This is a genomic window from Pseudomonas sp. GL_139_B (assembly GCF_057834475.1).
The window spans coordinates 3,107,808-3,133,785 of record NZ_CM174403.1; the positions used below are offsets into that span (position 1 = coordinate 3,107,808).

Consider the following 25,978-nt stretch of genomic DNA (forward strand, 5'->3'; position numbering starts at 1 on the left):
TCGACTACGCTTGCCTTGGATCCAACCAATCCAGTGTCACTGAGTGTCCAATCCCAGCCCGAGGTACCCATGAGCCAGGCGTTTCTCCCCTTCTCCCGCCCCAGTATCGGCGATGAAGAAATTGCAGCGGTAGAGCAAGTATTGCGCTCCGGCTGGATCACCACCGGGCCGAAAAACCAACAGCTGGAAGAACAGTTCGCCAACTACGTCGGGTGCCGGCACGCCGTTGCACTTTCTTCGGCCACCGGCGGCATGCATATCACGTTGCTGGCATTGGGCATTGGTCCTGGCGACGAAGTCATTACTCCCTCGCAGACGTGGGTGTCCACCGCCAACATGATCTGCCTGCTGGGCGCTACTCCAGTGTTCGTCGACGTTGACCGCGACACGCTGATGAGCGACCTCTCAAGCATCGAGGCGGCCATCACCCCGCGTACCAAAGCGATCATTCCGGTGCACTACGCCGGCGCCGCCTTCGACCTCGACCCGCTCTATGCGCTGGCCGACAAACACGGCATTCCTGTTATCGAAGACGCCGCCCATGCCGCCGGCACCTTCTACAAAGGTCGTCACGTTGGCTCCAAAGGCACGGCTATCTTCTCGTTCCACGCTATCAAAAACATGACCTGCGCCGAAGGCGCGATGTTCGTCAGCGACGATGAAGCGCTGGCCAGCCGGGTGCGCATGCTCAAGTTTCATGGCCTCGGCGTCGACGCCTACGACCGCATGACCCATGGCCGCAAGCCTCAGGCGCAAGTGATGGAGCCGGGTTTCAAATACAACCTGGCTGACATCAATGCTGCCATCGCCCTGGTGCAACTGGAGCGTCTGGACGACATCAACGCCAAACGCACCGCGCTGGCGCAAACGTACCTGCAACGCCTGGAAGGCTCTGCCGCGCAACCGCTGGCGGTGCCGACGTATCCGCAGCAACACGCCTGGCACTTGTTCATCCTGCGTATCGACGCCGAGCGCTGCGGTCTCGACCGTGAAGCGTTCATGAAAGGCTTGCAGGAACAGAACATTGGCACCGGCATCCACTTTATCGCCACCCACCTTCACACGTATTATCGCCAGCGGTTCCCGAACATATACTTGCCCAACACCGAATGGAATTCGGCGCGGCTATGTTCGATCCCCTTGTTCCCGGACATGACCACCGATGATGTCAATCGTGTGGTCGATGCCATTGAAAACGTTATGGACAGATCTCAGTGAAACCTTACCCAATCCGTTGTGTATCGGTTGTTATCCCGGTTTACAACGAGCAAGACAGCCTGCCCGAGTTGCTACGGCGTACCGAAGCGGCCTGTGCGCAGTTGCATCATGAATACGAAATCGTGCTGGTGGATGACGGCAGTCGCGACAACTCGGCGCAAATCCTCGAAGAGGCCGCCAGTCGCGAAGGCAGCCCGGTGGTCGCGGTCATACTCAACCGCAACTATGGCCAACACGCGGCAATCATGGCCGGGTTCGAACACTGCAAAGGTGATGTCGTCATCACGCTCGATGCCGACCTGCAAAACCCGCCCGAAGAAATTCCGCGACTGGTTGCCCAGGCCGAGCTCGGTTATGACGTGGTCGCCACCGTGCGCAACAACCGTCAGGACTCGGCCCTGCGTCGCTGGCCGTCGAAACTGATCAATATGGCCGTGCAGCGCTCGACCGGTGTTGCCATGAGCGATTACGGCTGCATGCTGCGCGCTTACCGCCGGACCATCGTCGACGCGATGCTCGCCTGCCGCGAACGCAGCACTTTCATTCCGATTCTGGCCAACAGTTTTGCCCGGCACACTACGGAAATCCTGGTGATGCACGCCGAACGTGAACACGGTGAATCCAAGTACAGCCCCATGCGCCTGGTCAACCTGATGTTCGACCTGATCACTTGCATGACCACCACGCCGTTGCGCCTGCTGAGCATTGTCGGTTTCGCCATGGCCGGCCTGGGGGTGCTGTTCGCCTTCGCGTTGATTTTCTTGCGCTTGGTATTTGGCGCTGAATGGGCCGGTGACGGTTCGTTCGTGCTGTTTGCCGTGCTATTCGTCTTCACCGGCGGGCAATTCATCGGCATGGGCCTGCTGGGCGAGTACCTGGGACGCATGTACAGCGACGTCCGCGCCCGTCCCCGCTTCTTTGTCGAAAAAGTTTTGCGTAGCCAACCCTCCGCGCCCGCTCCCGTTGTCACCGTTGACGGCCTTACTTCCACTTCTTCCGATCAGGTTCTCTCATGAGCGTAAAAGCTGTTGTCTTCGCCTACCACGATATTGGTTGTGCCGGTATCGAATCCCTGCTCACGTCCGGCTTTGAAATTGCTGCGGTGTTTACGCATGCCGATGATCCGAAAGAAAACGCCTTCTACGGTTCCGTTGCGCAGCTGTGCGCCCAAAAAGGCATTCCGGTGCATGCGCCTGAAGATGCCAACCATCCGCTGTGGATTGAGCGCATCGCCAAACTCAACCCTGACTACCTGTTCTCGTTCTACTACCGCAACCTGTTGACCGAGCCATTGCTGGCCACCGCCCGCAAAGGTGCGTTCAACCTGCATGGCTCGTTGCTGCCTCGCTACCGTGGCCGCGCGCCGGCCAACTGGGTGCTGGTGAACGGTGAAACCGAAACCGGCGTGACCCTGCACCGCATGGTCAAGCGCGCCGACGCCGGCGCGATCATCGCCCAGCAAATAGTTGCCATTGAACGCAGCGACACAGCGCTGACCCTGCACGGTAAATTGCGTGTAGCCGCTGCCGACCTGTTGCGCGACACCCTACCCGCGTTGCTACAAGGCAAAGTCACCGAAACGGCTCAGGACGAATCCAAAGCCACAGTATTTGGTCGCCGCACAGCGGCCGACGGCAAACTGCTCTGGAAAAAGCCCGCTGAAGAACTGTTTAACCTGGTTCGCGCTGTTACCCAGCCGTATCCGGGTGCGTTCTGCGACGTGGGCGAGCACAAGCTGATTGTCTGGAGTGCCGAAGTTGCCAAAGGCAATGAAGGTCTGGCACCGGGCCGTGTGATCAGCGTCGATCCACTGCGTATCGCTTGTGGCGAAGACTCGCTGGTGATCACCGCCGGTCAACGCAATGACAATGGTTTGTACCTTAGCGGCCCGCAACTCGCCAACGAATTGGGTCTGGTTGACGGTTCCGTTCTGCGCGGCGCCGAATCCGGTCGTGCGCCACGCCGCACCCGCGTGCTGATCCTCGGCGTCAATGGTTTCATCGGCAATCACTTGTCCGAGCGCCTGCTGCGTGACGATCGTTATGAGGTTTACGGCCTGGACATCGGTTCGGACGCCATCGACCGCCTGCGCAGCCACCCGAACTTCCACTTCGTCGAAGGCGATATCAGCATTCACTCCGAGTGGATCGAGTATCACATCAAGAAGTGCGACGTGATCCTGCCGCTGGTAGCGATTGCCACCCCGATCGAATACACCCGTAACCCACTGCGTGTGTTCGAACTGGACTTCGAAGAGAACCTGAAACTGGTTCGCTACTGCGTCAAATACAACAAGCGCGTGATTTTCCCGTCGACCTCCGAAGTCTATGGCATGTGCCAGGACAACAACTTCGACGAAGACACCTCCAACCTCATCGTTGGCCCGATCAACAAGCAACGCTGGATCTACTCGGTCTCCAAACAGTTGCTCGACCGCGTCATCTGGGCCTACGGCCAGAAAGGCCTGAATTTCACCCTGTTCCGTCCTTTCAACTGGATGGGCCCACGTCTGGATCGTCTGGACTCGGCACGTATCGGCAGCTCCCGGGCCATTACCCAGCTGATCCTGAACCTGGTAGAAGGCACGCCGATTCGCCTGTTCGATGGCGGCGAGCAGAAGCGTTGCTTCACTGACATCGCTGACGGTGTAGAAGCCCTGGCGCGGATCATCGACAACGAAAACGACGCCTGCAACGGTCAGATCATCAACATCGGTAACCCGGAAAACGAAGCCAGCATTCGTCAGTTGGGCGAAGAACTGCTGCGTCAGTTCGAAGCTCACCCATTGCGCGACAACTTCCCACCGTTCGCCGGTTTCCGCGACGTAGAAAGCAAAGCCTTCTACGGTACCGGCTACCAGGACGTGTCCCACCGCAAACCAAGCATCGCCAACGCCAAACGTCTGCTGGACTGGACGCCAACCGTAGAGATGAGCGAGACCATCGGCAACACACTGGACTTCTTCCTCCGTGAAGCCATGCTCGAAATCGCGGACAAAGGCTGATGCAGGCAGGCCTTCGAATCGATGTCGACACCTACCGAGGCACCCGTGAGGGGGTGCCTCGGCTGCTGGAAATCCTCGATGAGGCGCAGGTCAAGGCGACGTTTTTCTTCAGTGTCGGGCCGGACAACATGGGGCGCCACTTGTGGCGCCTGATCCGTCCGCAATTCCTCTGGAAAATGCTGCGTTCCAATGCTGCCGGGTTGTACGGCTGGGACATTTTGCTGGCCGGTACTGCTTGGCCCGGTAAACCGATCGGCCGGAATCTGGGGCATTTGATGCGCCAGGCTCAGGCTGCGGGGCATGAAGTCGGTCTGCACGCCTGGGATCACCATGGTTGGCAGGCCAATGCCGGACGCTGGAGCGACGCACAGCTGATCGAGCAGATCCGCCAGGGCGTCGATACGCTCAGCGACATCCTCGGGAACAAGGTCGACTGTTCGGCCGCCGCCGGTTGGCGCGCGGACGAGCGCGTGATCGAAGCCAAGGAAGCATTCGGCTTTCGCTACAACAGCGACTGCCGGGGCCAGAGCCTGTTTCAACCGACCCTGGCCGGCGGTGGTTTGGGTGCACCGCAAATCCCGGTGGACCTGCCAACCTTTGACGAGGTGGTCGGCCCGACAGTCGCTGCCCAGGATTTCAACGCGTTCATTCTTGAGCGCTTTTCCCCCGAAAAACTCAACGTCTACACCATTCATGCTGAAGTAGAAGGGATTCTGATGGCCAACGATTTCCGTCAGCTGCTGGCCGATGCACGCCAGCGTGACATTCATTTCCAGCCCTTGGGCAATCTGCTGCCCGACGCCCCCAACACCTTGCCCACAGGACGTGTCGTGCGCGGCACCCTTGAAGGTCGCGAAGGCTGGTTGGGAGTGCAAGGCGCATGAGCAAACGCTGGGCATTACCCTTCCTGCTGTTCCTGTTCGTCCTGGCCTATCTGCTGCCACTGGGCTCTCATGGTTTATGGATTCCGGACGAAACCCGCTACGCGCAGATCAGTCAGCACATGCTCCTGAGCGGCAACTGGGTGTCGCCGCACTTCATGAGCGTGCGCTACTTCGAAAAACCGGCGGCGGGTTACTGGATGATCGCTGCCAGCCAGGCGGTGTTCGGTCAGAACCTGTTTGGCGTGCGATTTGCCTCGGCACTGAGCCTGGGCCTGAGTGTATTGCTGTGCTTCCTGATCGCCCGCCGGTTGTGGAACGATCCACGCAAGAGTTTTGCCTGCGCGCTGCTCTACATGAGTTTCAGCGTCATCGCCGGACAGGCGGGTTACGCCAACCTTGATCCGCAGTTCACCTTTTGGGTCAACCTGAGTCTGGTAGCGTTGTGGTTCGCGCTCGACAGCGCCGGCCGTGGCCAAAGGCTCATCAGTTGGGCGGTGCTGGGACTGGCCTGCGGGATGGGTTTCATGACCAAAGGGTTTCTTGCCTGGTTGCTGCCGGTGCTGGTGGCCCTGCCCTATATGGTCTGGCAAAAACGCTGGAAAGAACTGTTGATCTTTGGCCCTGTAGCGATTGTCGTGGCCATTGCGGTGAGTCTGCCGTGGGTGTGGTCGATTCACTCGCAAGAGTCCGATTACTGGCGGTTCTTCTTCTGGCACGAGCACATTCAGCGCTTTGCCGGCGAAGACGCTCAGCATGACGAGCCATGGTGGTTCTACCTGCCGTTGCTGGTCGCCTTCAGTATGCCGTGGGCGGCGTTGTTGCCGTCGGCACTGAAACAAGCCTGGCAAACCCGACGCCAGGCCAGCATTGGCTTTCTGCTGCTGTGGATGGTGATGCCACTGGTGTTTTTCAGCATCAGCAAAGGCAAATTACCGAGCTATATCCTGCCGTGCCTGCTGCCCTTGGCTTTGCTGTTGGGTAATGCGCTGGCCGACCGACTGAAGCTGGAACAGGGCCGGGTACTGGGGATCAACGGTTTACTTAACCTGGTGCTGGGCTTGGTGGCCCTGATCGCTCTGGTCTACCTGCAACTGAAAAAACCACTGTATGACCACGAACTGCACAACCTGGTGCTGGTGTTCATTGGTTTGATCGGCTGGATCATGGCCAACCTGCTGCAAGCTTTCAGGCCACTGCAATGCTGGGCCGCACCGGCGTTCGGCAGTCTGCTGCTGATCGGTTTGATCCCGGCCGGACTGCCCAATTCAGTGGTCGCCAACAAGACCCCCGACCAATTCATCCTCCATCACATGGATGAGCTGTCGCAAACCGGAAAACTGCTGAGTAACGATCTCGGTGCCGCGTCGGCGCTGGCTTGGCGCATGAAAAACCCGGACGTGTCGCTGTACAACTCGATAGGCGAGTTGAAATACGGTCTTGCCTATCCTGATTCGGTACAGCAGCTCGTTTCCGTCGGCCAGATTCAGCAATGGATGCAAGACGCTCGCCGTAGTGGCTCGGTCGGGGTGGTCATGCGGGTCAAGGGTGAAGACGAATTGCAGGAAATCGAACTATTACCCAAGGACGGGAAACGTTATGAACAGGGCAACCTGGTGATTCTGATTTTCCCTCAGGAGGCATCATGAGCCTGCTGCTGGTTCTGGTCGCGTGCCTGTTGACGTGCCTGGGTCAGATTGCTCAGAAATACGCCGTAGAAAGCTGGCGCGGCCGGACTTCAGCATGGACCGAAAAACTGCGCTCGCCTTGGCTCTGGCTGGCACTCGCCTCGCTGGGATTGGGCTTGCTGGTCTGGCTGCTGGTGTTACAGCGCCTTGAAGTCGGCATTGCCTACCCGATGTTGAGTCTTAATTTTGTACTGGTCACTCTGGTCGCCCGTTTTGTCTTCCATGAAACGATCGACCGCCGACACTGGTGCGGCGTGGCATTGGTGATCGGTGGTGTGGTTTTGCTGGGGCAACACGCATGAGCCTTCGTCGCGGCATCATCTTCGCCATGAGCAGCGTGCTGCTGGTCAGTGCCGCGCAGTTGGGCATGCGCTGGAGCATGACTCGCCTGCCGTCCCCAGAACACTTGTTAGTGGCCAGCATCGATCCCGTTGCGGTGGTGGTCGTGCTGAGCGCGATTGTGGCTTATGCCCTCTCAATGCTCTGCTGGCTGGCCGCCCTTCGCGACTTGCCGCTGGGTCGGGCCTATTCACTGCTGAGCATCAGCTACGCGCTGGTGTACCTGCTGGCTGCCAGCCTGCCTCTGTTTAACGAAACGTTCAGCCTTTCAAAATCCCTCGGGGTGGCATTAGTCATGCTCGGGGTCATCATCATTAACTCTCGTTCAGTTCGCGCGACCGAACTCAGGGATGCATCATGAAAATCAGTGTATTTGGTAGCGGTTACGTGGGCCTGGTCCAGGCAGCTGTCCTGGCTGAAGTTGGCCACGATGTGGTCTGCATGGACATTGACGAGAAGAAAGTCGCGCTACTACAACAGGGCCACGTGAGCATCTTCGAACCGGGGCTCGCCAGCCTGGTACGCGAAAGCCTGGAAGCCAAACGGCTGCAATTCACCAGTGATGAGAAACTGGCCGTGCAACATGGTCAGGTCCTGTTCATTGCAGTGGGCACGCCGTCCCGGGAGGATGGTTCGGCGGACCTCAGCTACGTGATGTCCGTCGGCGACGCCGTGGCGCGGCATCGCGAACAACCAGCGATTCTGGTGGAAAAGTCCACGGTACCGGTGGGTACCGGCGATGCATTGCGCGCGCATATCGACAAATCCCTGGCCAGGATCGGCCGCGAACTGCAGTTCGATATCGTCTCCAACCCCGAGTTTCTAAAAGAAGGCTCCGCTGTCGCCGACTGCCGCCGCCCGGACCGGATCATCATTGGCTGCGAACGTGACGAAGTACGCGACGTCATGCGCGACCTCTATGCACCGTTCAACCGCAACCACGATCGCGTCATGTTCATGGACCTGCGCAGCGCCGAGCTGACCAAGTACGCTGCCAACTGCATGCTGGCCACCAAGATCAGCTTCATCAACCAGATCGCCGAACTGGCCGAGCACTTGGGCGCCGACATCGAATCGGTGCGCCTGGGCATCGGTGCCGACTCGCGCATCGGTTACCACTTTATCTATCCCGGCTGTGGTTATGGCGGCTCATGTTTCCCCAAAGACATGCGCGCACTGATTCACAGCGCCCAGGAAGCACACTGCTCCAGCGACTTGCTGCAAGCGGTAGAAGCGATCAACGAGCGCCAGAAGCACAAGCTGTTCGAGCGCATCAAGGCGTTCTACCGCGGCGATCTGCGCGGCAAGACCTTTGCCGTCTGGGGACTGGCGTTCAAACCAAACACCGATGACATGCGTGATGCGCCGAGCCGGGTTCTGCTGGAGTCACTCTGGGCAGCCGGGGCCAACGTGCGAGCGTACGATCCGGAAGCCATGCAGGAAACCCAGCGGCTGTACCCGGACGAATCGAAACTGATGCTGATGGGCACACCGGAATCCGTCCTGTCGGGCGCCGATGCCTTGATCGTCTGCACCGAGTGGCAGCAGTTCAAGGCTCCGGATTTCGATTTGATCGAGCAGCGTCTGAACGCTCCAGTGATCTTCGACGGGCGTAACCTGTACGACGCCGAACGCCTTGAACGCAGCGGTTTCAAGTACTTCCCGATGGGCCGTGGTGAGTCGCGCAAACTGCCGATTCCACTCCAACAATGGCCCGCTGATTCGGTCGTCGCTTGATACCGTCATCATCGACCCGACAGCACTCCCTGGGCATCGGGTTACTGGCACTGATTCTATTCAGTGCCGGGGTTTATCAGCAGGCGGCCATCGGTTTTGATTCTCGGTTTGTGATGTTCGCCCAGGAAATGCTGCGTAACGGGCCATCGGTGTTTCCAACCACCTATGGCCAACCCTACGCCGACTACTCGGCCGTTTCGACGCTGTTTATCTGGCTGCTGTCCTTGCCTTTCGGGCAGGTCAACAGCCTCAGCGCCTGGCTGCCGAGCGCGCTGGCCGGCTCGGTGATTGTCACCTTGATGTACCGCTTGCTGGCGCCCTACTCCCAACGTTGGGCGCTGCTCAGCATCGCCTTGATGTTGATGACCAGCACGTTCATCACCGAAGCCCGCGCGGTGTCCCAGGACCTGATCCTCGCTGCGGTCGCGTTTTCGGTGTTTTACCTGGGGTATGCCGCCGACCACTTCGCTGCACGGCGTCGTTGGTGGCTGATTTTTACGCTATTGATGCTTGGCTTCGGGGTTCGCGGACCGATCGGACTGGTGGTGCCCACGGGCATCTTGTGCAGCTACTTTTTGCTCAATCGCCAATGGCGTCAGCTGTTCGGCTTCGGCCTCACGTCGGCAGTGTTGTTGGCGGTGTGCGTCGGCGCATTGTTGTGGTTGGCCAAGATCGATGGCGGCCCGGCCTTCATGCAGGACGTGGTGCGCATGCAGTTCATGGGGCGCATGGACGGAAGCGAAGGCGCCAGCGGTACGCTGTATTACTTCACCAGTTCGATGGGTAACTATGCGCTCGCCTATCCGCTGGCCTGGCTGGTGTTGGCGGCGGTCGCGCTGACAAAGCCGAGGCAGGCTGGCCCGGCATGGCGCCTGTTGAAATACTGCCTGGCGGCTGGGTTGGTTGTAATGATCGGGTTGTCGATTCCACAGGCGAAAAAGGCCCGCTATCTGCTGCCGATGTTGCCCATGGCAGCAATCATCGCGGCGTATCCGTTTCAGGTGGCACAGGGTCGATTGTTTGCCGCGCTGCGCGGGTTGATGCAAGGAGCATGGTTGCTGACCCCGATGCTCATGATCGTCGGGTTGGTGGTTGCTCAGCACCGGTTTCCCGAGCAAGTGACGTCGATTCGTTCGGTAGTGATTCTGCTCGGCGCTCTTCAAGCGATCGGTCTCGCTATGCTGTTCAAGCCCCATTGGCGAGCGCAGGCACTAGCGTTTTGCGCGGTGCTGGCGGTGTGGTCGGCTTACATGAGCGTGCTGGAACCGGCCGAGCGCCGGCTCTATGACACCCGCACTTTTAGCCTTGCCGTCTATGAACAGGTTCAAGGAGCGCCAGCACCGCTGGTGCTGCACGGCATGGGCAAAGATGCCAAAGCAATCAAGTTCATGATCAACATCCCGCATGACTTACAACCGCTGTTCACCGACTCCATCCAGGAACTGCAAAGCTTCTCAGGGCCAGCGTGGTTGATGATGGACCTGAACGCTTACAACGCCTTGCAGGGCACTCCCTTGGGTAACTTGCGGCCGGTGTTGAGCGGGCGTTTCGACAATAACGATTTCGTGTTGCTGCACTTAGTGCAGTAAGGCGGCAACGGCTACGTAAAGCAAACTGCACATTTAGCTGGAAAAGATGGAATCGGCCCGTACTCTTGATCGCTGGCTGGTTTGAAGATGGCGTTGTATGGACTGGCGCCTTCGCGAGCAGGTCGAATCGTCGCACCGTCGCTCCCAAAGGGGAATGCATTCCAAAAGTAGGAGCGAGCCTGCTCGCGATTGGCCGCAACTCGGACTGACGGCGAACACTACAAAACTAAATAAGGACATTTGCCCCCCGTGGCCACTTACTCGCTCGTTATCCGCCGGTTGATGATCGTGTCCCTTACGATTGTCGTCAGCCGCGCCATCACCAGTCCGCTGCTCACGCTGTTCCTGAGCAACAAACTCGGCCTCAACCAACAGGACGTCGGTCTGCTGCTGGGTATCGCGGTGTTCATCGCCACCCTGCTTGCGCTTTACGGCGGCTACATCATCGACCGCCTGGAAAAACGTCGTCTGCTGGTCCTCACCATGCTCTCCAGCGCCATTGGCTTTGTACTGCTGACGTTTGCCGAAAACCTTTACCTGACCACCGCCACCCTGGTGATCACCGAAACCGCCTCCGCGCTGTTCCTGATTGGATCGAAAGCGATCCTCAGCGAAAGTCTGCCCCTGGGGCAGCGCGCCAAGGCCTTTTCGCTGAGCTACACATTGACCAACATTGGCTATGCTATCGGGCCAATGCTCGGCGTGGTGATTGCCGGCGTGTACCCGATTGCACCGTTTTGGATCGCCGGCGGCATCGCGTTTTTCAGCATCTTTTTGATGATCGGGATACCCCGGGACTCGGCCCCGGCATCCCACCTTGGCGAGCCCCAGAGCTTTCTCAAGACGCTGATCACCCTGAAGAACGACCGCACGCTGATCCTGTTCACGTGTGGCTGCCTGCTCAGTACCGTGGTCCACGGGCGCTTCACCCTCTACTTGTCGCAATACCTGCTGATGACCCACGATTCAAAACGGACCATGGACACCATGGCCGCCCTGCTCGCCTGCAACGCCATCAGCGTGATCCTGCTGCAATACCAGGTCGGCCGGCTCCTCAAGCGCGAACAACTACGCTACTGGATTGCCGGCGGCACGAGCCTGTTCATCGTCGGCTTGATTGGTTTCAGCCTGGCGGACAGTCTGGTGTCGTGGTGCGTGGCCATGTTCATCTTCACACTCGGTGAAATAATCATTTACCCCGCCGAATTTCTCTTCGTCGACACATTGGCCCCGCAGGACCTGCGCGGCAGTTATTACGGCGCGCAGAACCTTGCAGCGCTTGGCGGCGCATTAAGCCCGGTGATTTGCGGTTTCCTGCTGATGCACACGCCCGCCCCTACGATGTTCTATGCCATGAGTGCACTGGCAGCACTGGGTGGTTTCCTCTGCGTCATAAGTGGACAGCGGGTTACCATACCGCAAAATTAATGCACTCAATCTTCATTAATATGAATTTGTCAGTAGATGAAATCACCGGCACACTGTGCCCCGTTCCTCCCCCAATAGTTGGAACACCTTCAAGGGCTTTCTGGATATCCCAGCCAAGCCCTTTTTTTTGCTCAAGTTTTTTGCTTACGGATCGATTTCATCATGCTCGCTCGCTGGTTGCCCGCTGCCATTAACACCCGACCTTCCGAGTGGAGCCGCGCCGCCATCGGCATGGCCCTGGGGACGATGCTCAGCGTCTGGGTTTGCGGGCAAGTGTTTGGCATCGACGTGGCACTGCACCTCATCGGTCCACTGGGCGCGTCAGCGGTGTTGCTGTTCGCTGTGTCCTCCGGTGCGCTCGCGCAACCCTGGTCGATTCTCGGCGGCTACTTGAGTGCCGGGGTGGTCTCGCTGCTGGTCGCCCATGTGCTTGGACGGACCCTCGGCAGCGCCTGCCTGGCGGCGGGCATCGCGCTGATTCTGATGTGTTGGCTGCGTTGCCTGCATCCACCAGCGGGCGCTTTGGCGTTGACGCTGGTGTTGGCGGACCCGGCCACCCTATCCATGGACTGGAAAGCCCTCGGCCCGGTGATGCTGGGTGCATCAGCGATGCTGCTCAGCGCTCTGGTATACAACAACCTGACGCGCATCCGCTACCCGAAGCGCGCCAGCGAACCAGTGGCCACAATCCCCGCCGACTACTCGCCCGTTGACACCCAGGCCATCACCGCCCAGGACCTGAAACTGGCGCTGGCAGACATGGAAGCGTTCTTCGACGTCACGCCTGAAGACCTCGAACAGCTGATTCATGCCAGTGAATTGCATGCCAAGCGGCGCAGTATCAGCGAAGTACTCAGCAACCGAATTTGACGCCCCCCCTTGTGGGAACAAGCTCGCTCCCACAGGTTTGGTGCAGGGATCCGGAAAGCATTGGCCTTAAGGCAAAAACGCAGACAGAACCTGCACATATCCCCGTTGTACATCACAAATTTGCACTGGTACGATCCTGCATCGCTCGCTCGCGAGCATCTCTATAAAGAACAATAAAAGCAGGGAGTTATCGATGACTGCTCAGGTTTCATCGAAGGGGACTTCGTCCATGGATGCCACGCAAAACGAAGTGCTGGCCGAGATTCGCAACCACATCGGTCACCTGACCCTCAATCGCCCCGCCGGTCTTAACGCCTTGACCCTGGACATGGTGCGCAACCTGCAACGTCAGCTTGACGCCTGGGCTGAGGATTCACAGGTGCATGCGGTGGTCTTGCGCGGTGCCGGCGAGAAAGCCTTCTGTGCCGGTGGCGATATTCGTTCGCTGTATGACAGTTTCAAAAGCGGCGACACACTTCACCAGGATTTCTTTGTCGAGGAGTACGCCCTCGACCTCGCCATCCACCATTACCGCAAACCCGTGCTCGCCCTGATGGACGGCTTCGTCTTGGGTGGCGGCATGGGTCTGGTGCAAGGCGCCGATTTGCGAGTGGTCACGGAAAAAAGCCGACTGGCGATGCCGGAAGTCGGCATCGGCTACTTCCCGGACGTCGGCGGCAGCTACTTCCTGCCACGCATCCCCGGCGAGCTGGGGATCTACCTCGGCGTCAGCGGCGTGCAGATTCGCGCGGCGGATGCGCTCTATTGCGGGTTGGCCGACTGGTATCTGGAGAGCGAAAAACTGGCCGCGCTCGACGAGAAGCTTGATCAGCTCGAATGGCACGACACACCGTTCAAAGACCTTCAGGGCTTGCTCTCTAAACTCGCGGTACAGCACCTGCCCGATGCACCGTTAGAAGCATTGCGCCCGGCCATCGACCACTTCTTCGCCTTGCCCGATGTGCCGAGTATTGTTGAGCAACTGCGTGAAGTGACGATTGCCGACAGCCATGAGTGGGCACAGACCACCGCCGACCTGCTGGACAGCCGTTCCCCGCTAGCCATGGGCGTGACCCTGGAAATGCTCCGTCGTGGTCGGCGCTTGAGTCTGGAAGACTGCTTCGCCCTGGAGCTGCACCTGGACCGTCAATGGTTCGAGCGCGGCGACCTGATCGAAGGCGTACGCGCCTTGCTGATCGACAAAGACAAGACGCCGCGCTGGAACCCGCCGACCTTGCAGGCGCTGGACGCCAAGCATGTCGCGAGTTTCTTCACCGGCCTTGACGAAAGCGGGAACTGAGCCATGCACGATATCGAATTGAGCGAAGAGCAAGTCATGATCCGCGACATGGCCCGGGACTTTGCCCGTGGTGAAATCGCGCCTCACGCCCAGGCCTGGGAAAAGGCTGGCTGGATCGACGACGGTCTGGTGGCGAAAATGGGTGAACTCGGGCTGCTGGGCATGGTGGTGCCTGAAGAATGGGGCGGCACCTATGTCGACTACGTCGCCTATGCGCTGGCGGTGGAAGAGATTTCAGCAGGCGACGGTGCTACCGGTGCGCTGATGAGTATCCATAACTCCGTGGGCTGCGGACCGGTCCTCAATTACGGCACTGAAGAACAGAAACAGACCTGGCTGCCGGATCTTGCCAGCGGCCAGGCCATCGGCTGCTTCTGCCTGACCGAGCCGCAAGCAGGCTCCGAAGCGCACAACCTGCGCACTCGCGCCGAACTGCGCGACGGCCAGTGGGTGATCAACGGTGCCAAGCAATTTGTCAGCAACGGCAAGCGGGCGAAACTGGCGATTGTGTTTGCCGTGACCGATCCGGACCTGGGCAAGCGCGGTATCTCAGCATTCCTGGTGCCGACCGATAGCGCCGGTTTTATCGTCGATCGCACTGAACACAAGATGGGCATTCGCGCCTCGGACACCTGCGCGGTAACGTTGAACAACTGCACCATTCCAGAAGCCAACCTGCTGGGTGAACGCGGCAAAGGCCTGGCCATCGCCCTGTCCAACCTCGAAGGCGGTCGCATCGGCATCGCCGCGCAAGCCTTGGGCATCGCCCGTGCCGCGTTCGAAGCAGCCCTAGCGTATTCGCGGGATCGGGTGCAGTTCGGCAAAACGATCAATGAACACCAAAGCATCGCCAACATGCTCGCCGACATGCACATGCAGTTGAACGCCGCGCGATTGCTTATCCTGCACGCGGCACGCCTGCGCACCGCCGGCAAACCCTGCCTGTCGGAAGCCTCACAGGCCAAGCTATTCGCCTCGGAAATAGCCGAAAAGGTGTGCTCGTCCGCGATTCAGATTCATGGCGGTTATGGGTATCTGGAAGACTATCCGGTGGAGAAGTACTACCGGGATGCGCGGATTACGCAGATTTACGAAGGGTCGAGCGAGATACAGCGGATGGTGATCGCCCGTGAGTTGAAGCACTACCTGGTGTGAAACCTTAAAAGCATCGCGGGCAAGCCCGCTCCCACAGGGATCTCTTGAACACTGGAGATCCCTGTGGGAGCGGGCTTGCCTGCGAAGGCGTCCGCGAAAACGCTACATCACTTACCTTGGAATTCAGCCTCACGCTTGGCAATAAACGCCGCCATCCCTTCCTTCTGATCCTGCGTCGCAAACGCCGCATGGAACACCCGACGCTCAAAGCGCACGCCTTCGGACAGGCTCACTTCGAACGCGCGGTTCACACTTTCCTTGACCATCATCGCAATCGGCAGCGACTTCTTCGCGATCAACGCCGCTACTTTCAGCGCTTCGTCCAGCAGTTCATCCGCCGGCACGATCCGCGCAACGATGCCGCAACGCTCCGCTTCCACCGCATCGATCAAACGCCCGCTCAGGCACATTTCCATGGCCTTGGCCTTGCCCACGGCGCGGGTCAGGCGCTGGGTGCCGCCCATGCCCGGCAGCACGCCGAGGTTGATTTCCGGCTGGCCAAATTTGGCGTTGTCACCGGCCAGGATGAAGTCGCACATCAGTGCCAGCTCACAACCGCCGCCGAGGGCAAAGCCGTTGACCGCCGCGATGATCGGCTTGCGGCGGTTGGCCACGCGGTCGCTGTCGCTGAACAGGTCGTCGATGTAGATTTGCGGGTAGGTCAGCTCGGCCATTTCCTTGATATCGGCACCGGCGGCGAAGGATTTTTTCGAGCCGGTCAGCACAATGCAGCCGATGTTTGAATCGGCTTCCAGGCCATCGAGGGCGTGGTTCAGTTCGCTGACGATCTGCGCATTCAACGCATTCAACGCTTGCGGACGGTTCAAGGTAATCAGGCCGACGCGGCCGTGGGTTTCCAGCAAAATTGTTTCGTAGCTCACAAATGGACTCCTTCTTATAAATTGCGCGAAATGACCATGCGCTGAATATCGCTGGTGCCTTCGTAAATCTGGCAGACCCGCACGTCGCGGTAGATCCGCTCCAGCGGGAAGTCGTTGAGATAACCGTAACCGCCGAGAGTTTGCAACGCCGAGGAGCACACCTTTTCAGCCATTTCCGAGGCAAACAGCTTGGCCATGGAAGCTTCGACCAGTGCCGGTTTGCCGCTGTCCCTCAATGCCGCCGCGTAATGCACCATCTGCCGGGCCACGGCAATTTGCGTGGCCATGTCGGCCAGACGGAACGCAACCGCCTGGTGTTCGATGATCGGTTTGCCGAAACTCTCGCGCTCACGGGCGTAATCACGGGCCGCTTCGAACGCTGCGCGGGCCATGCCCACCGATTGCGAAGCGATACCGACGCGGCCGCCTTCAAGGTTGGCCAGGGCGATTCGGTAACCTTCCCCCTCTTCGCCCAGACGGTTTTCGACCGGGACTTTAACGTCTTCAAACAGAATCTGGCAGGTGTCGGACGCGTGCTGACCGAGTTTGTCTTCGACGCGGGCGACTTTATAGCCTGGCGAATCGGTCGGCACGATCAACGCGGTAATGCCACGCTTGCCGGCGCTCGGGTCCGTCACCGCAAACACAATCACCACCCCGGCGTTTTGCCCGGAGGTGATGAACTGCTTGCAGCCATTGAGCACGTAGTGATCGCCCTCCAGCCGCGCGCGGGTTTTCAGACCACTGGCGTCGGACCCGGCCTGCGGCTCAGTCAGGGCAAAGGCGCCGAGCATCGCACCGCTGGCCAAGGGCTTGAGGAAGCGCTCTTTCTGATCGTCGTTGCCGTAGTGGAGGATCGGCACGCAACCCACCGAGTTATGCACGCTCATGATGGTCGAGCACGCACCGTCGCCGGCGGCGATTTCTTCCAGGGCCATGGCGTAGGCCAGATAACCGGTGTCGCACCCTCCCCACTGCTCAGGCACCAACATGCCGAAGAAGCCGAGTTCGGCCATTTCACCGATGGCTTCCTTGGGGAATCGGTGCTCGCGATCCCACTCGGCGGCGAACGGTTTCAACCGTTCCTGGGCAAACTGCCGGGCCGCTTCGCTGATCTGCAGTTGTTCGTCATTGGGAATCATGCCAAGTCCTTAAGTAATTTAGCCTGAAGGCACAGAACCTGTGGGAGCGAGCTTGCTCGCGATAGCGGTATGTCATTCAACATTGATGGCGACTGACACAGCCTCATCGCGAGCAAGCTCGCTCCCACAGGGGTTGGTGCGCCGTTTAGTACAGGCATTCAACCGCCATGGCCGTGGCTTCGCCGCCGCCGATGCAGATTGCTGCAACGCCGCGTTTCAAGCCTTTTTGGCGCAGGGCCGAGAGCAAGGTCACCAGAATACGCGCACCCGACGCACCAATCGGATGGCCCAAGGCGCATGCACCGCCGTGAACGTTGACCTTCTCGTGTGGGATTTCCAGTTTGCTCATGGTCACCAGACTGACCACGGCGAACGCTTCATTGACTTCGAACAGCTCAACTTCGTCCAGCGACCAGCCGGTTTTCTTCATCAGCTTCTTGATCGCGCCCACTGGCGCCACCGGGAACAAGCCCGGGGTGTCGGCAAACGCCGCGTGACCGTGAATCACTACCAGCGGTTTCAGCCCTTGTTTCTCGGCCTCGGAACGGCGCATCAACACTAGGGCCGCCGCGCCATCAGAAATGGAACTGGAGTTCGCTGCCGTGACCGTGCCGCCATCGCGGAACGCCGGTTTCAACGAAGCAATCTTGTCCAGTTTGGCTTTCGGCGGCTGTTCATCGTTGCTGATCAGCACCTGCTCCTTACCGACCATGACTGACACCGGGACGATCTCGTCCTTGAAGCTGCCGTCCTTGATCGCCTGCTGTGCGCGGGTGGTCGAGGCGATGGCAAAAGCGTCTTGCGCTTCACGGGTGAAACCGTTGGTTTCGGCGCAATCCTCGGCAAAGGTACCCATCAGGCGGCCCTTGTCGTAGGCATCTTCTAGACCGTCGAGGAACATATGATCGAGCACACGCCCATGACCCATGCGATAGCCGCTACGTGCGCGGTCCAGCAGGTACGGCGCGTTGGACATGCTTTCCATGCCGCCCGCCACCACCACGTCCGCGCTGCCGGCCACCAGCATGTCGTGGGCCAGAATCGCCGCTTCCATTCCCGAACCGCACATCTTGTTCAACGTGGTGCAACGAGTCGATTTATCCAGCCCAGCGCCCAGTGCAGCCTGGCGCGCCGGCGCCTGGCCGAGGCCGGCGGACAGTACGCAGCCGAACAGCACTTCTTCGACCGATTCGGCGTTGATGCCGGCGCGCTCGACGGCGGCGCGGATGGCCAGAGCGCCGAGTTGTGGTGCGCTGAGGCTTTTCAGTTCGCCCTGAAAACCACCCATCGGGGTGCGGACGGCACTGACGATAACAATGGGGTCGTTGGCAATAGTCATGACGAATCTCCTTACTTGGCGGCCATGCGCAAGGCACCGTCGAGACGGATCACCTCGCCGTTGAGCATGCTGTTTTCAATGATATGCCGGACCAGCGCGGCGTACTCGCCGGGTTTGCCCAGGCGCGGCGGGAATGGCACGCCAGCGGCCAGCGAATCGCGCACTTCCTGGGTCATGCCGGCCATCATTGGCGTTTCGAAAATACCCGGAGCGATGGCCATAACGCGGATGCCAAAGCGCGCCAGTTCACGGGCGGCAGGCAAGGTCAGGCTGACGATCGCACCTTTGGACGCGGCGTAAGCGGCCTGGCCGATCTGGCCATCGTAGGCCGCAGCCGAGGCAGTGTTGAGGATAATGCCGCGTTCGCCGTCGGCGTCCGGTTCGGTTTCAGCGATAGCCGCCGAGGCCAGGCGCAGCATATTGAAGCTGCCGATCAGGTTGACGTTGATTACCTGGCTGAAACTGGCCAATGCATGCGGGCCGTTCTTGCCGAGGATTTTCTCGCCCCGCACGATGCCGGCGCAATTGACCAGACCATTGAGGCCACCGAAGGCTTTGACCGTCGCCTGCACCGCCGCTTCCGCTGCCGCTTCGTTGCTGATGTCCGCGACCACGCTTTGCGCGCCCAACCGCTGGGCCTGCGCCGCCACGGCCTCGGCATTCATGTCCACCAGCATCACTTTGGCGCCGGCTGCGACCAGCATTTCAGCGGTGGCAGCACCCAGGCCGGAAGCACCGCCAGTGACGAGAAAAACCTTGTTTTCGATCTGCATCATTGTTTCCTTGGATTCAAGCTGAAACGTTCTTCGCTGCGGCCTCTTGAGCCTTGGCGATTTCCTGGTTGCGCAAGATAAAGCGTTGCAATTTGCCGCTTGGGGTTTTCGGCAACTCGCTGACAAATTCAATTTCACGAGGATAGGAATGCGCCGCCAGACGCTTACGCACATGTTGGCGCAGTTCTTCGGCCAGCTCCGGTGTGGCGCGGTATTGCGAGCAGATCACGACGAAGGCTTTGACCAGCTCGGTGCGCTCCGGATCGGGTTTGCCGACGACGGCCGCCTCGACCACGGCCGGATGTTCGATCAACGCACTTTCCACGTCGAACGGGCCGACGCGGTAGCCGGACGTGGTGATCACATCATCGCTGCGACCGACGAAGCTGATGCTGCCATCCGGGTTCCACTCCACAGTGTCGCCACTTAAATAATAGTCGCCGACGAACGCTTTGGTCGGCGCACCTTCATAGCCGTTGAACCAGCACATTGGTGACTGGGTGCGGTCGATGGCCAGAATGCCTGGCTGGCCGACACCGAGTTCCTGGTATTCGTCGTCCAGCACCACGATACGGTGGCCAGGAGAAGCAAAGCCCGCAGCACCGACGTGGACCGGATGTTCCAGTGCGTGGTGGTTGCACAGGACCATGCCCAGTTCGGTCTGACCGTAATGGTCGTGGATGACCACGCCGAGGTTATCGGCAAACCAGCGGATCACTTCCGGGTTCAGCGGCTCGCCGGCGCTGCTGACGATGCGCAGCTTGCCCTTGATCGATTTGGCAAACTCGTCGCCGCCCGCGATCAGCAGACGGTAAGCGGTCGGTGAACCGGTGAGGTTGGTGATCCCGTACTTATTGATCACCCGGCAGGTGCTTTCGAGGGTGAATGGGCCATCGTAAAAGGTGATCGGATGGCCCATTGACAGGGGCCCGGTGACGCCGAAATAGATGCCGTAGGCCCAGCCCGGATCGGCGACGTTCCAGAACGCGTCTTCAGGGCGCAAATCCACAGCGTCGCGGGTGTAGCTCTGGAACGCGACGATGGCTTTGAGTGGCACCGGCAACGCTTTCGACGGGCCGGTGGTGCCCGAGGTGAACATCAGCAGGAACGGGTCTTCGCCGGTCAGCAGCACCGGTTCGCAGTCGGCGGAATAATTGGCCAGTTCGGCCCAGAAACTGAAGTCACCGCGAACGATGCCCTGACCCTTGGCGCCACCGACCGTGACGATGGTCGGGCAGTCGGCCACTTCAGAGAGTTTCGAGCGATTGACCGCATCGGTCACCACAATTTTGGCAGCGGAACTGCTGAGACGGTGTTCGATGGCTTTCGGACCGAACGCGGTAAACAGTGGCTGATACACCGCGCCAATGCGCCAGGTGGCAAACACGGTAATCAATAATTCGATGTTACGTGGCAAAAGACCGGCAACCTTGTCGCCTTTTTTCACCCCTTGGGACAGCAGGAAATTGGCAAGACGTGCGGCTTTGTCCTGCAAGTCGCTGAAGGTGTACGTAGCGCTGGCGCCATCGCGACCTTCCCAGAACAGCGCAATGCGCCCTGGCAAGGCATGGCGGTCGCAACACTCGACACAGGCGTTGAGCGCTTGCAGCGAACCGCTGAGTGCGGCGTCGACGGTGTGCTGATAATTGAACTGAGATGAAGCAGACAAGTAATCGCGCATTGCCAGAATCCCTTTGTATTTTTATTAGGTTTGGGGGAACCGTAAAAACCAGAGAAATACTCGCTCCGTGCGTAGAACGGGGCAATGGTCAAAGTTATCAAGTTGCTTGACTGGTTTGGCCAAAATTTGAGAAACGTGGTGCTTGGGCGGACGCCTTCGCGGGCAAGCCTGCTCCTACAGGGGATGTCGGTGTTGCGTAGAGTGTGTTCACACCACAAAACCACTGTGGGAGCGAGCCTGCTCGCGATGGCGTCTGTCCAGTCGACCCATAATCCGAATCAGTGCACTTCGTTCAGAATCAAACTGCGGTAATGCCCTGGATTCGACCCCGCCCACTTTCGAAACGCCTTGTAGAACGAACTCGCATCGGCAAACCCCAACCGCGTCGCGATCTCGGCGAAGCTGATACTCGGCTCAGCCAGCCAGACAATCGCCAGTTCCTTGCGCACACTGTCCTTGAGCCCTTGATAGGTTTGCCCTTCCTCCGCCAATCGTCGGCGCAAGGTCGAGGCCGACATGCACAGTTGCTGCGCCAGAGGCTCGGTTTCGGGCCACTGTGCGGCTGGGAGTTGCCGCAGATCGTGTTTGATGCGGCTCGCCAGGCTCTCTGGGGCACGGTACTTGACCAGGATATTGGCTGGCGCATGAGCCAGGAAACGCTTGAGTTCTTCAACGCTGCGCTTGATCGGCAAATCCAGGCACTCGGCCGAGAAAATCATCCGGGTGCGCGGGCGGTCAAAGCGCAGGTTCTCGGAGAACATCACCTGATAGTCATCACAAAAATCCGGCGCTGCGCAGCGTAATTCTACGGCCAGGATTGGTATTCGCCGCCCCGCCAGCCAGCAGGCAACGCCATGAACAATCATCCAGTAAGTGAAATAGGTGAAGGCGCGACGCGGGTCCTGATCGTCTTCCAGCAGCACGATTTCGGCCAGGCTTTGCTGGCGAACCAACTGAGCGGGCAGGTTTTCAAGCATCAATGACAGAAAACGCAGGCCCGTACTCAGGCCCGCGGCGAGACTCGGCTGGACCATTGAGCAACTGCACAGAAACGCGAGGCTGCCGGGCTTGAGCTTGCGCGGGTCCATGCCAAAAAACTCGTCGTCGCCACGCCGGGCCAGCAAACGCCAGAGCCGCGCATACGCGGTGGCCGGGACGCGGGCATCGGGGGTTTGCAGCAGCGCCGGATCGATACCGACTTTGTTCAACACCTCATCGGTGGCCTGGCCGGGGGCGCAACTTTGCAGCAGCGCTTCGCGCACCAGTTGAATGGAGATGGTGTCTTTTTCCGACATTGAGCGCGGAGAGCCTTGTTGTTTATTTGAGTGCGGGCATCTTACCGCACCGCGACCCCATCCTGCAGGAGCGAGGCTTGCCCGCGAAGCAGGCAACTCGGTCTTACCCTGAAACCGTGTAATCGTTCATCGCTGGCAAGCCTCGCTCCTCAAAGGGCGGGGTGATGTTCAGGCTCGTTCAGGCTAGGTTCAGGTAAATGGCAATCAACCCCATATGGGAATGAGTGTCATTATGTTACAAATTAGCACCCTACTGATTCCGACCCGGTGCTGAATGCTCGTCCCTTTCCTGATCATGCTGCGCGAAGGCATTGAAGCCGCGTTGATCGTTGGCATCATCGCCAGCTACCTCAAGCAAACCGGCCGTGGCCAGTGGATGCCCGCCGTGTGGATCGGTGTGTTCCTCGCTGCGGCTCTGGCCCTGTTGGTGGGCGGTGGCCTGGAGCTGGTCAGTGCCGAATTCCCGCAAAAACAACAAGAGCTGTTCGAAGGCGTGGTCGGTCTGGTGGCCGTTGGCATTCTCAGTTCGATGGTGTTCTGGATGCGTAAAGTGGCGCGTTCGATCAAGCACTCGCTGCACGTCTCCCTCGATCACGCGCTGACCGGTTCCAAGCATCAGGTCATCGCGCTGATCGCCATGGTGTTTTTCGCTGTGGCCAGGGAAGGCCTGGAGACAGTGTTCTTCCTGCTTGCGGTGTTCCAACAGAGCGAAGGCCCCGCCGCGCCCATCGGCGCCCTGCTCGGCCTGGTCCTGGCCATCGTCATCGGTTTCCTTATTTACACCGGCAGCATGCGCCTGAACCTCAGCGCGTTTTTCCGCTGGACCGGGTTGTTCATCCTGGTGGTCGCCGCCGGCATCCTCGCCAACTCAGTGCAGGCGCTGCATGAGGCCGGGCTGTGGAATCACCTGCAAACCGTACTGTTCGATTTCAGCGCCACGCTACCAATGGACGGCCCGCTGGGCTCGGTACTGGCGGGCATGTTCGGCTATCAGGACGCACCAACCGTCAGCACTCTGGGCGCTTATCTGTTTTACCTGGTGGTGGCGCTGGTGATGTTTTTCCTCCCTGCGTCGGCGCCAACCAAACAGTCTTCTTCCGTTTCCAGTCAGTAAGGGCTTTCATGTCAACGCCTACTTCTACCGTCGCCGCACCGTCCAAGGCCTTGCGCTGGGCGGTGGCCGGTTCGGTGATCGTGATGATCGCTGCCGGCGGCCTGTTCTACTACGCCTCGAAAATGGCCGCCGCCAAGCGCCAGGCCAACCATGACGACGTCGTGGTGAACATTCACCCGCACAGCTGCGAGCCGAACACGTTGACGGTCCCGGCCGGTCGCGCGAGTTTCCGCATCGTCAACCGCTCGGACCGGGCCGTTGAATGGGAAATCCTCGACGGCGTGCTGGTCCTCGAAGAGCGCGAGAACATCGCGCCGGGCCTGAGCCAAGTGATCAACGCCAACCTTGCGCCCGGCGACTACACCATCACCTGTGGTTTGCTCAGCAACCCGCGCGGCACCTTGCACGTGACCCCGACCGCCGCGTCCGACGCCGCTGCCAAGGCCAAACCGTCGATGGTCGCATTTATTGGGCCGCTCTCGGAGTTTCGCGTTTACCTGAGCAGCCAGAGCACTGCGCTGATCAAAGCCGTCATTGCGCTTGAGCAAGCCATCGAGACCGGCGACCTGAGCCAGGCGCAAGCTTTGTACGCGCCGGCCCGTGCCGCCTATCAACGCATCGCCCCGGCCGCCCAGCGCCTGGCCGAACTGGACAATGCGATCAACGCCCGCGCCGACTATTTCGAAAAACGCGAGCAGGACCCGGCCTTCGTCGGCTTCCATCGCCTGGAATATGCGCTGTTCCAACAACGCAACCTCGACGGTTTGACGCCGGTTGCGCAACGCCTGACCAGCGATGTCACCACGCTCAAACAGCAACTGCTGGCCGAGCCGCTGCCACCGGAACAACTGGTAAGCATTGTGGTGCGCAACCTCAACACCCTCGCCGATGTGCGCGCCAGCAGCGGTGAAGAAGAACGCTACAGCCACACCGACCTGAACGGTTTTGCCGCCAACCTCGACGTCGCTCGCAAGGTTGTCGACTTGTTGCGACCAATGCTGACCCAATCCGCCGCGGAGTTGTTGCCGAAGGTCGACAGCGCCCTCGCCGCCTTCGAAGCCGAACTCAGTGGCTTCAAGGTCAACGATGGCTACACAAGCTATGACAGCGTCAGTGCCGAGCAGCGTAAACAGCTCGCCGACAAGGCGCTGGCACTGGCCGACACACTCGACGCCATCGATCCCGCCCTTGGCCTCTCCGGCCTGTAAGCAGAAGACGACATTCAGATGAACGATTCAGAGCAATTCAACCTCCAGCGTCGCCGGATCCTGATGGGCATGGGCGCTGCCGGCGTGGCGCTGGCCGGCACGGCATTGAGCTGCCCGGTCATGGCCGCCAGCCCCGCGCAAGTCACCGAAGCGCCGAGCAGCGACAAGACCGAAGACCGCCACGCCTTCCACGGCAAACACCAGACCGGCATCATCACCCCGCGCCCGGCGTCCGGCATGCTGGTGTCGTTTGATGTGTTGGCCAGTGATCGCGAAGATCTGGAGCGGCTGTTCCGTACCCTCAACCAGCGGATCGCGTTTTTGATGAAGGGCGGCCCCGTAACGCAGGTCGATCCGAAACTGCCGCCGGTGGATTCCGGGATTCTCGGCCCGGTGGTAACCCCGGACAACTTGACCATCACCGTCTCGGTGGGCGAGTCGCTGTTCGATGAGCGCTTCGGTCTGGCCAACGTCAAACCCAAGCGGTTGATCCGCATGGTCGGTTTTCCCAACGATGCGCTGGAGGCCGACTGCTGCCACGGCGACTTGAGCTTGCAGTTCTGTTCCAACACCACTGACACCAACATCCACGCCCTGCGCGACATCGTGAAAAACCTCCCGGACTTGCTGCTGGTGCGCTGGAAGCAGGAAGGCAGTGTGCCGCCGCAAGCCCCGGCGAAACCGGGTGTTCCGGCACAGAGCGCGCGCAACTTCCTCGGTTTCCGCGATGGTTCGGCCAACCCCAACTCGAACGACGCCAAGGCCATGGACAGCATCGTCTGGGTCCAGCCTGGCAGCGATGAACCGGCCTGGGCGGCAAATGGCAGTTATCAAGCGGTGCGGATCATCCGCAACTTCGTTGAACGCTGGGACCGCACGCCGTTGCAGGAACAGCAAAGCATCCTCGGACGGGTCAAAAGCACCGGCGCGCCCATGGGCGGCGCCCATGAAACCGAGGCCCCGGACTACACCAAGGACCCGGAAGGCAGGCTGACCAAACTCGACGCGCACATCCGCCTGGCCAACCCCCGCACCGCCGCGAGCCAGGCGAACCTGATTCTGCGCCGGCCGTTCAACTACTCCAACGGCGTGAGCAAGAACGGTCAGCTCGACATGGGTTTGTTGTTCATCTGCTACCAGGCCGATCTGGAAAAAGGCTTCATCACCGTACAAACCCGTCTGAACGGCGAACCGTTGGAGGAATACCTCAAGCCTGTCGGCGGTGGCTACTTCTTCACACTGCCGGGTGTCACGGGCGACCAGGACTTCATCGGTCGCTCGCTGCTGGACGCCACACATTCAATAACCGCATAACAACTCCCAACACGGAACCGTC

The 25,978-nt window shown here is 59.8% G+C and carries 22 protein-coding genes; 16 read left to right on the plus strand and 6 right to left on the minus strand.

Features of this window, described 5'->3' with window-relative positions; translation table 11 throughout:
* Positions 1–69 precede the first annotated feature (69 nt).
* The 13 genes from arnB to AC3ISI_RS14225 all read left to right on the plus strand — a co-directional run bounded on the left by arnB (position 70) and on the right by AC3ISI_RS14225 (position 15,209).
* Positions 70–1,218 (plus strand): UDP-4-amino-4-deoxy-L-arabinose aminotransferase, encoded by a 1,149-nt coding sequence (gene arnB / locus AC3ISI_RS14165; protein WP_489337539.1) that lies wholly within the window; start codon positions 70–72, stop codon positions 1,216–1,218.
* Positions 1,215–2,234, plus strand: coding sequence for an undecaprenyl-phosphate 4-deoxy-4-formamido-L-arabinose transferase (gene arnC, locus AC3ISI_RS14170; RefSeq protein ID WP_489337540.1), 1,020 nt, complete (start codon positions 1,215–1,217; stop codon positions 2,232–2,234). The genes arnB and arnC overlap by 4 nt, the downstream gene beginning before the upstream one ends.
* Positions 2,231–4,222 carry a bifunctional UDP-4-amino-4-deoxy-L-arabinose formyltransferase/UDP-glucuronic acid oxidase ArnA gene (gene arnA, locus AC3ISI_RS14175; protein WP_489337541.1) on the plus strand — a complete coding sequence of 664 codons (1,992 nt, stop codon included), beginning with the start codon at positions 2,231–2,233 and terminating at the stop codon, positions 4,220–4,222. The genes arnC and arnA overlap by 4 nt, the downstream gene beginning before the upstream one ends.
* Positions 4,222–5,106 (plus strand): 4-deoxy-4-formamido-L-arabinose-phosphoundecaprenol deformylase, encoded by an 885-nt coding sequence (gene arnD / locus AC3ISI_RS14180; protein WP_489337542.1) that lies wholly within the window; start codon positions 4,222–4,224, stop codon positions 5,104–5,106. Before arnA ends, arnD begins: the two co-directional genes overlap by 1 nt.
* The gene (gene arnT, locus AC3ISI_RS14185; RefSeq protein WP_489337543.1) at positions 5,103–6,752 is read left to right on the plus strand and encodes a lipid IV(A) 4-amino-4-deoxy-L-arabinosyltransferase; all 1,650 of its coding nucleotides are present in this window, start codon (positions 5,103–5,105) and stop codon (positions 6,750–6,752) included. The genes arnD and arnT overlap by 4 nt, the downstream gene beginning before the upstream one ends.
* Entirely contained in the window at positions 6,749–7,093 is a 345-nt protein-coding gene (gene arnE / locus AC3ISI_RS14190; protein ID WP_489337544.1) for a 4-amino-4-deoxy-L-arabinose-phosphoundecaprenol flippase subunit ArnE, read from the plus strand. The genes arnT and arnE overlap by 4 nt, the downstream gene beginning before the upstream one ends.
* Complete coding sequence (gene arnF, locus AC3ISI_RS14195) at positions 7,090–7,491, plus strand: 4-amino-4-deoxy-L-arabinose-phosphoundecaprenol flippase subunit ArnF (protein WP_489337546.1); 402 nt, start codon at positions 7,090–7,092, stop codon at positions 7,489–7,491. The genes arnE and arnF overlap by 4 nt, the downstream gene beginning before the upstream one ends.
* Positions 7,488–8,867: a UDP-glucose dehydrogenase family protein gene (locus tag AC3ISI_RS14200; protein ID WP_489337547.1), complete on the plus strand. Its 1,380-nt coding sequence runs from the start codon at positions 7,488–7,490 to the stop codon at positions 8,865–8,867. Before arnF ends, AC3ISI_RS14200 begins: the two co-directional genes overlap by 4 nt.
* A 53-nt stretch (positions 8,868–8,920) precedes the next feature.
* Positions 8,921–10,456 (plus strand): ArnT family glycosyltransferase, encoded by a 1,536-nt coding sequence (locus tag AC3ISI_RS14205; protein WP_489337714.1) that lies wholly within the window; start codon positions 8,921–8,923, stop codon positions 10,454–10,456.
* 249 nt (positions 10,457–10,705) lie between these two features.
* A complete protein-coding gene (locus AC3ISI_RS14210) occupies positions 10,706–11,884 on the plus strand; it encodes an MFS transporter (RefSeq protein WP_489337548.1) in 1,179 nt (392 codons plus the stop codon).
* A 162-nt stretch (positions 11,885–12,046) separates the two neighbouring features.
* On the plus strand, positions 12,047–12,754 hold the full coding sequence (locus AC3ISI_RS14215; protein ID WP_489337549.1) for an HPP family protein: 708 nt from the start codon (positions 12,047–12,049) through the stop codon (positions 12,752–12,754).
* 193 nt (positions 12,755–12,947) lie between these two features.
* Positions 12,948–14,054 (plus strand): enoyl-CoA hydratase/isomerase family protein, encoded by a 1,107-nt coding sequence (locus tag AC3ISI_RS14220; protein ID WP_489337550.1) that lies wholly within the window; start codon positions 12,948–12,950, stop codon positions 14,052–14,054.
* Positions 14,055–14,057: 3 nt separating this feature from the next.
* Entirely contained in the window at positions 14,058–15,209 is a 1,152-nt protein-coding gene (locus AC3ISI_RS14225) for an acyl-CoA dehydrogenase family protein (RefSeq protein ID WP_489337551.1), read from the plus strand.
* Between the two features lie 107 nt (positions 15,210–15,316).
* Here the strand turns inward: AC3ISI_RS14225 and AC3ISI_RS14230 are convergent, their stop codons facing one another.
* From AC3ISI_RS14230 to AC3ISI_RS14255, 6 genes are all read right to left on the minus strand, one after another.
* The gene (locus AC3ISI_RS14230; RefSeq protein WP_489337552.1) at positions 15,317–16,090 is read right to left on the minus strand and encodes an enoyl-CoA hydratase; all 774 of its coding nucleotides are present in this window, start codon (positions 16,088–16,090) and stop codon (positions 15,317–15,319) included.
* 14 nt (positions 16,091–16,104) lie between these two features.
* Complete coding sequence (locus tag AC3ISI_RS14235) at positions 16,105–17,232, minus strand: acyl-CoA dehydrogenase (protein ID WP_489337553.1); 1,128 nt, start codon at positions 17,230–17,232, stop codon at positions 16,105–16,107.
* A gap of 145 nt (positions 17,233–17,377) precedes the next feature.
* The gene (locus AC3ISI_RS14240; RefSeq protein WP_489337555.1) at positions 17,378–18,571 is read right to left on the minus strand and encodes an acetyl-CoA C-acyltransferase; all 1,194 of its coding nucleotides are present in this window, start codon (positions 18,569–18,571) and stop codon (positions 17,378–17,380) included.
* Between the two features lie 11 nt (positions 18,572–18,582).
* Positions 18,583–19,344, minus strand: coding sequence for an SDR family NAD(P)-dependent oxidoreductase (locus AC3ISI_RS14245; RefSeq protein ID WP_489337556.1), 762 nt, complete (start codon positions 19,342–19,344; stop codon positions 18,583–18,585).
* Between the two features lie 16 nt (positions 19,345–19,360).
* Positions 19,361–21,025, minus strand: coding sequence for an AMP-binding protein (locus AC3ISI_RS14250; protein ID WP_489337557.1), 1,665 nt, complete (start codon positions 21,023–21,025; stop codon positions 19,361–19,363).
* Between the two features lie 278 nt (positions 21,026–21,303).
* Positions 21,304–22,320: an AraC family transcriptional regulator gene (locus AC3ISI_RS14255; protein ID WP_489337558.1), complete on the minus strand. Its 1,017-nt coding sequence runs from the start codon at positions 22,318–22,320 to the stop codon at positions 21,304–21,306.
* 274 nt (positions 22,321–22,594) lie between these two features.
* Here AC3ISI_RS14255 and efeU point away from each other — a divergent pair, with 274 nt between their 5' ends.
* Genes efeU through efeB form a run of 3 tightly spaced genes read left to right on the plus strand, consistent with a single transcriptional unit; the run spans position 22,595 to position 25,956 of the window.
* Positions 22,595–23,434 (plus strand): iron uptake transporter permease EfeU, encoded by an 840-nt coding sequence (efeU, locus tag AC3ISI_RS14260; RefSeq protein ID WP_489337559.1) that lies wholly within the window; start codon positions 22,595–22,597, stop codon positions 23,432–23,434.
* Positions 23,435–23,442: 8 nt separating this feature from the next.
* The gene (gene efeO, locus AC3ISI_RS14265) at positions 23,443–24,642 is read left to right on the plus strand and encodes an iron uptake system protein EfeO (RefSeq protein ID WP_489337560.1); all 1,200 of its coding nucleotides are present in this window, start codon (positions 23,443–23,445) and stop codon (positions 24,640–24,642) included.
* Positions 24,643–24,660: 18 nt separating this feature from the next.
* The gene (gene efeB / locus AC3ISI_RS14270; protein WP_489337561.1) at positions 24,661–25,956 is read left to right on the plus strand and encodes an iron uptake transporter deferrochelatase/peroxidase subunit; all 1,296 of its coding nucleotides are present in this window, start codon (positions 24,661–24,663) and stop codon (positions 25,954–25,956) included.
* Positions 25,957–25,978: the final 22 nt, after the last annotated feature.

Excerpts from the sequence above, each read along its gene's own strand:
- arnB (WP_489337539.1), top strand. The coding sequence starts at position 70 with ATGAGCCAGGCGTTTCTCCCCTTCTCCCGCCCCAGTATCGGCGATGAA.
- arnA (WP_489337541.1), top strand. The coding sequence starts at position 2,231 with ATGAGCGTAAAAGCTGTTGTCTTCGCCTACCACGATATTGGTTGTGCC.
- arnD (WP_489337542.1), top strand. The coding sequence starts at position 4,222 with ATGCAGGCAGGCCTTCGAATCGATGTCGACACCTACCGAGGCACCCGT.
- arnT (WP_489337543.1), top strand. The coding sequence starts at position 5,103 with ATGAGCAAACGCTGGGCATTACCCTTCCTGCTGTTCCTGTTCGTCCTG.
- arnE (WP_489337544.1), top strand. The coding sequence starts at position 6,749 with ATGAGCCTGCTGCTGGTTCTGGTCGCGTGCCTGTTGACGTGCCTGGGT.
- arnF (WP_489337546.1), top strand. The coding sequence starts at position 7,090 with ATGAGCCTTCGTCGCGGCATCATCTTCGCCATGAGCAGCGTGCTGCTG.
- AC3ISI_RS14200 (WP_489337547.1), top strand. The coding sequence starts at position 7,488 with ATGAAAATCAGTGTATTTGGTAGCGGTTACGTGGGCCTGGTCCAGGCA.
- AC3ISI_RS14215 (WP_489337549.1), top strand. The coding sequence starts at position 12,047 with ATGCTCGCTCGCTGGTTGCCCGCTGCCATTAACACCCGACCTTCCGAG.
- AC3ISI_RS14220 (WP_489337550.1), top strand. The coding sequence starts at position 12,948 with ATGACTGCTCAGGTTTCATCGAAGGGGACTTCGTCCATGGATGCCACG.
- AC3ISI_RS14225 (WP_489337551.1), top strand. The coding sequence starts at position 14,058 with ATGCACGATATCGAATTGAGCGAAGAGCAAGTCATGATCCGCGACATG.
- AC3ISI_RS14235 (WP_489337553.1), bottom strand. The coding sequence starts at position 17,232 with ATGATTCCCAATGACGAACAACTGCAGATCAGCGAAGCGGCCCGGCAG.
- AC3ISI_RS14240 (WP_489337555.1), bottom strand. The coding sequence starts at position 18,571 with ATGACTATTGCCAACGACCCCATTGTTATCGTCAGTGCCGTCCGCACC.
- AC3ISI_RS14245 (WP_489337556.1), bottom strand. The coding sequence starts at position 19,344 with ATGCAGATCGAAAACAAGGTTTTTCTCGTCACTGGCGGTGCTTCCGGC.
- AC3ISI_RS14250 (WP_489337557.1), bottom strand. The coding sequence starts at position 21,025 with ATGCGCGATTACTTGTCTGCTTCATCTCAGTTCAATTATCAGCACACC.
- AC3ISI_RS14255 (WP_489337558.1), bottom strand. The coding sequence starts at position 22,320 with ATGTCGGAAAAAGACACCATCTCCATTCAACTGGTGCGCGAAGCGCTG.
- efeU (WP_489337559.1), top strand. The coding sequence starts at position 22,595 with ATGCTCGTCCCTTTCCTGATCATGCTGCGCGAAGGCATTGAAGCCGCG.
- efeO (WP_489337560.1), top strand. The coding sequence starts at position 23,443 with ATGTCAACGCCTACTTCTACCGTCGCCGCACCGTCCAAGGCCTTGCGC.
- efeB (WP_489337561.1), top strand. The coding sequence starts at position 24,661 with ATGAACGATTCAGAGCAATTCAACCTCCAGCGTCGCCGGATCCTGATG.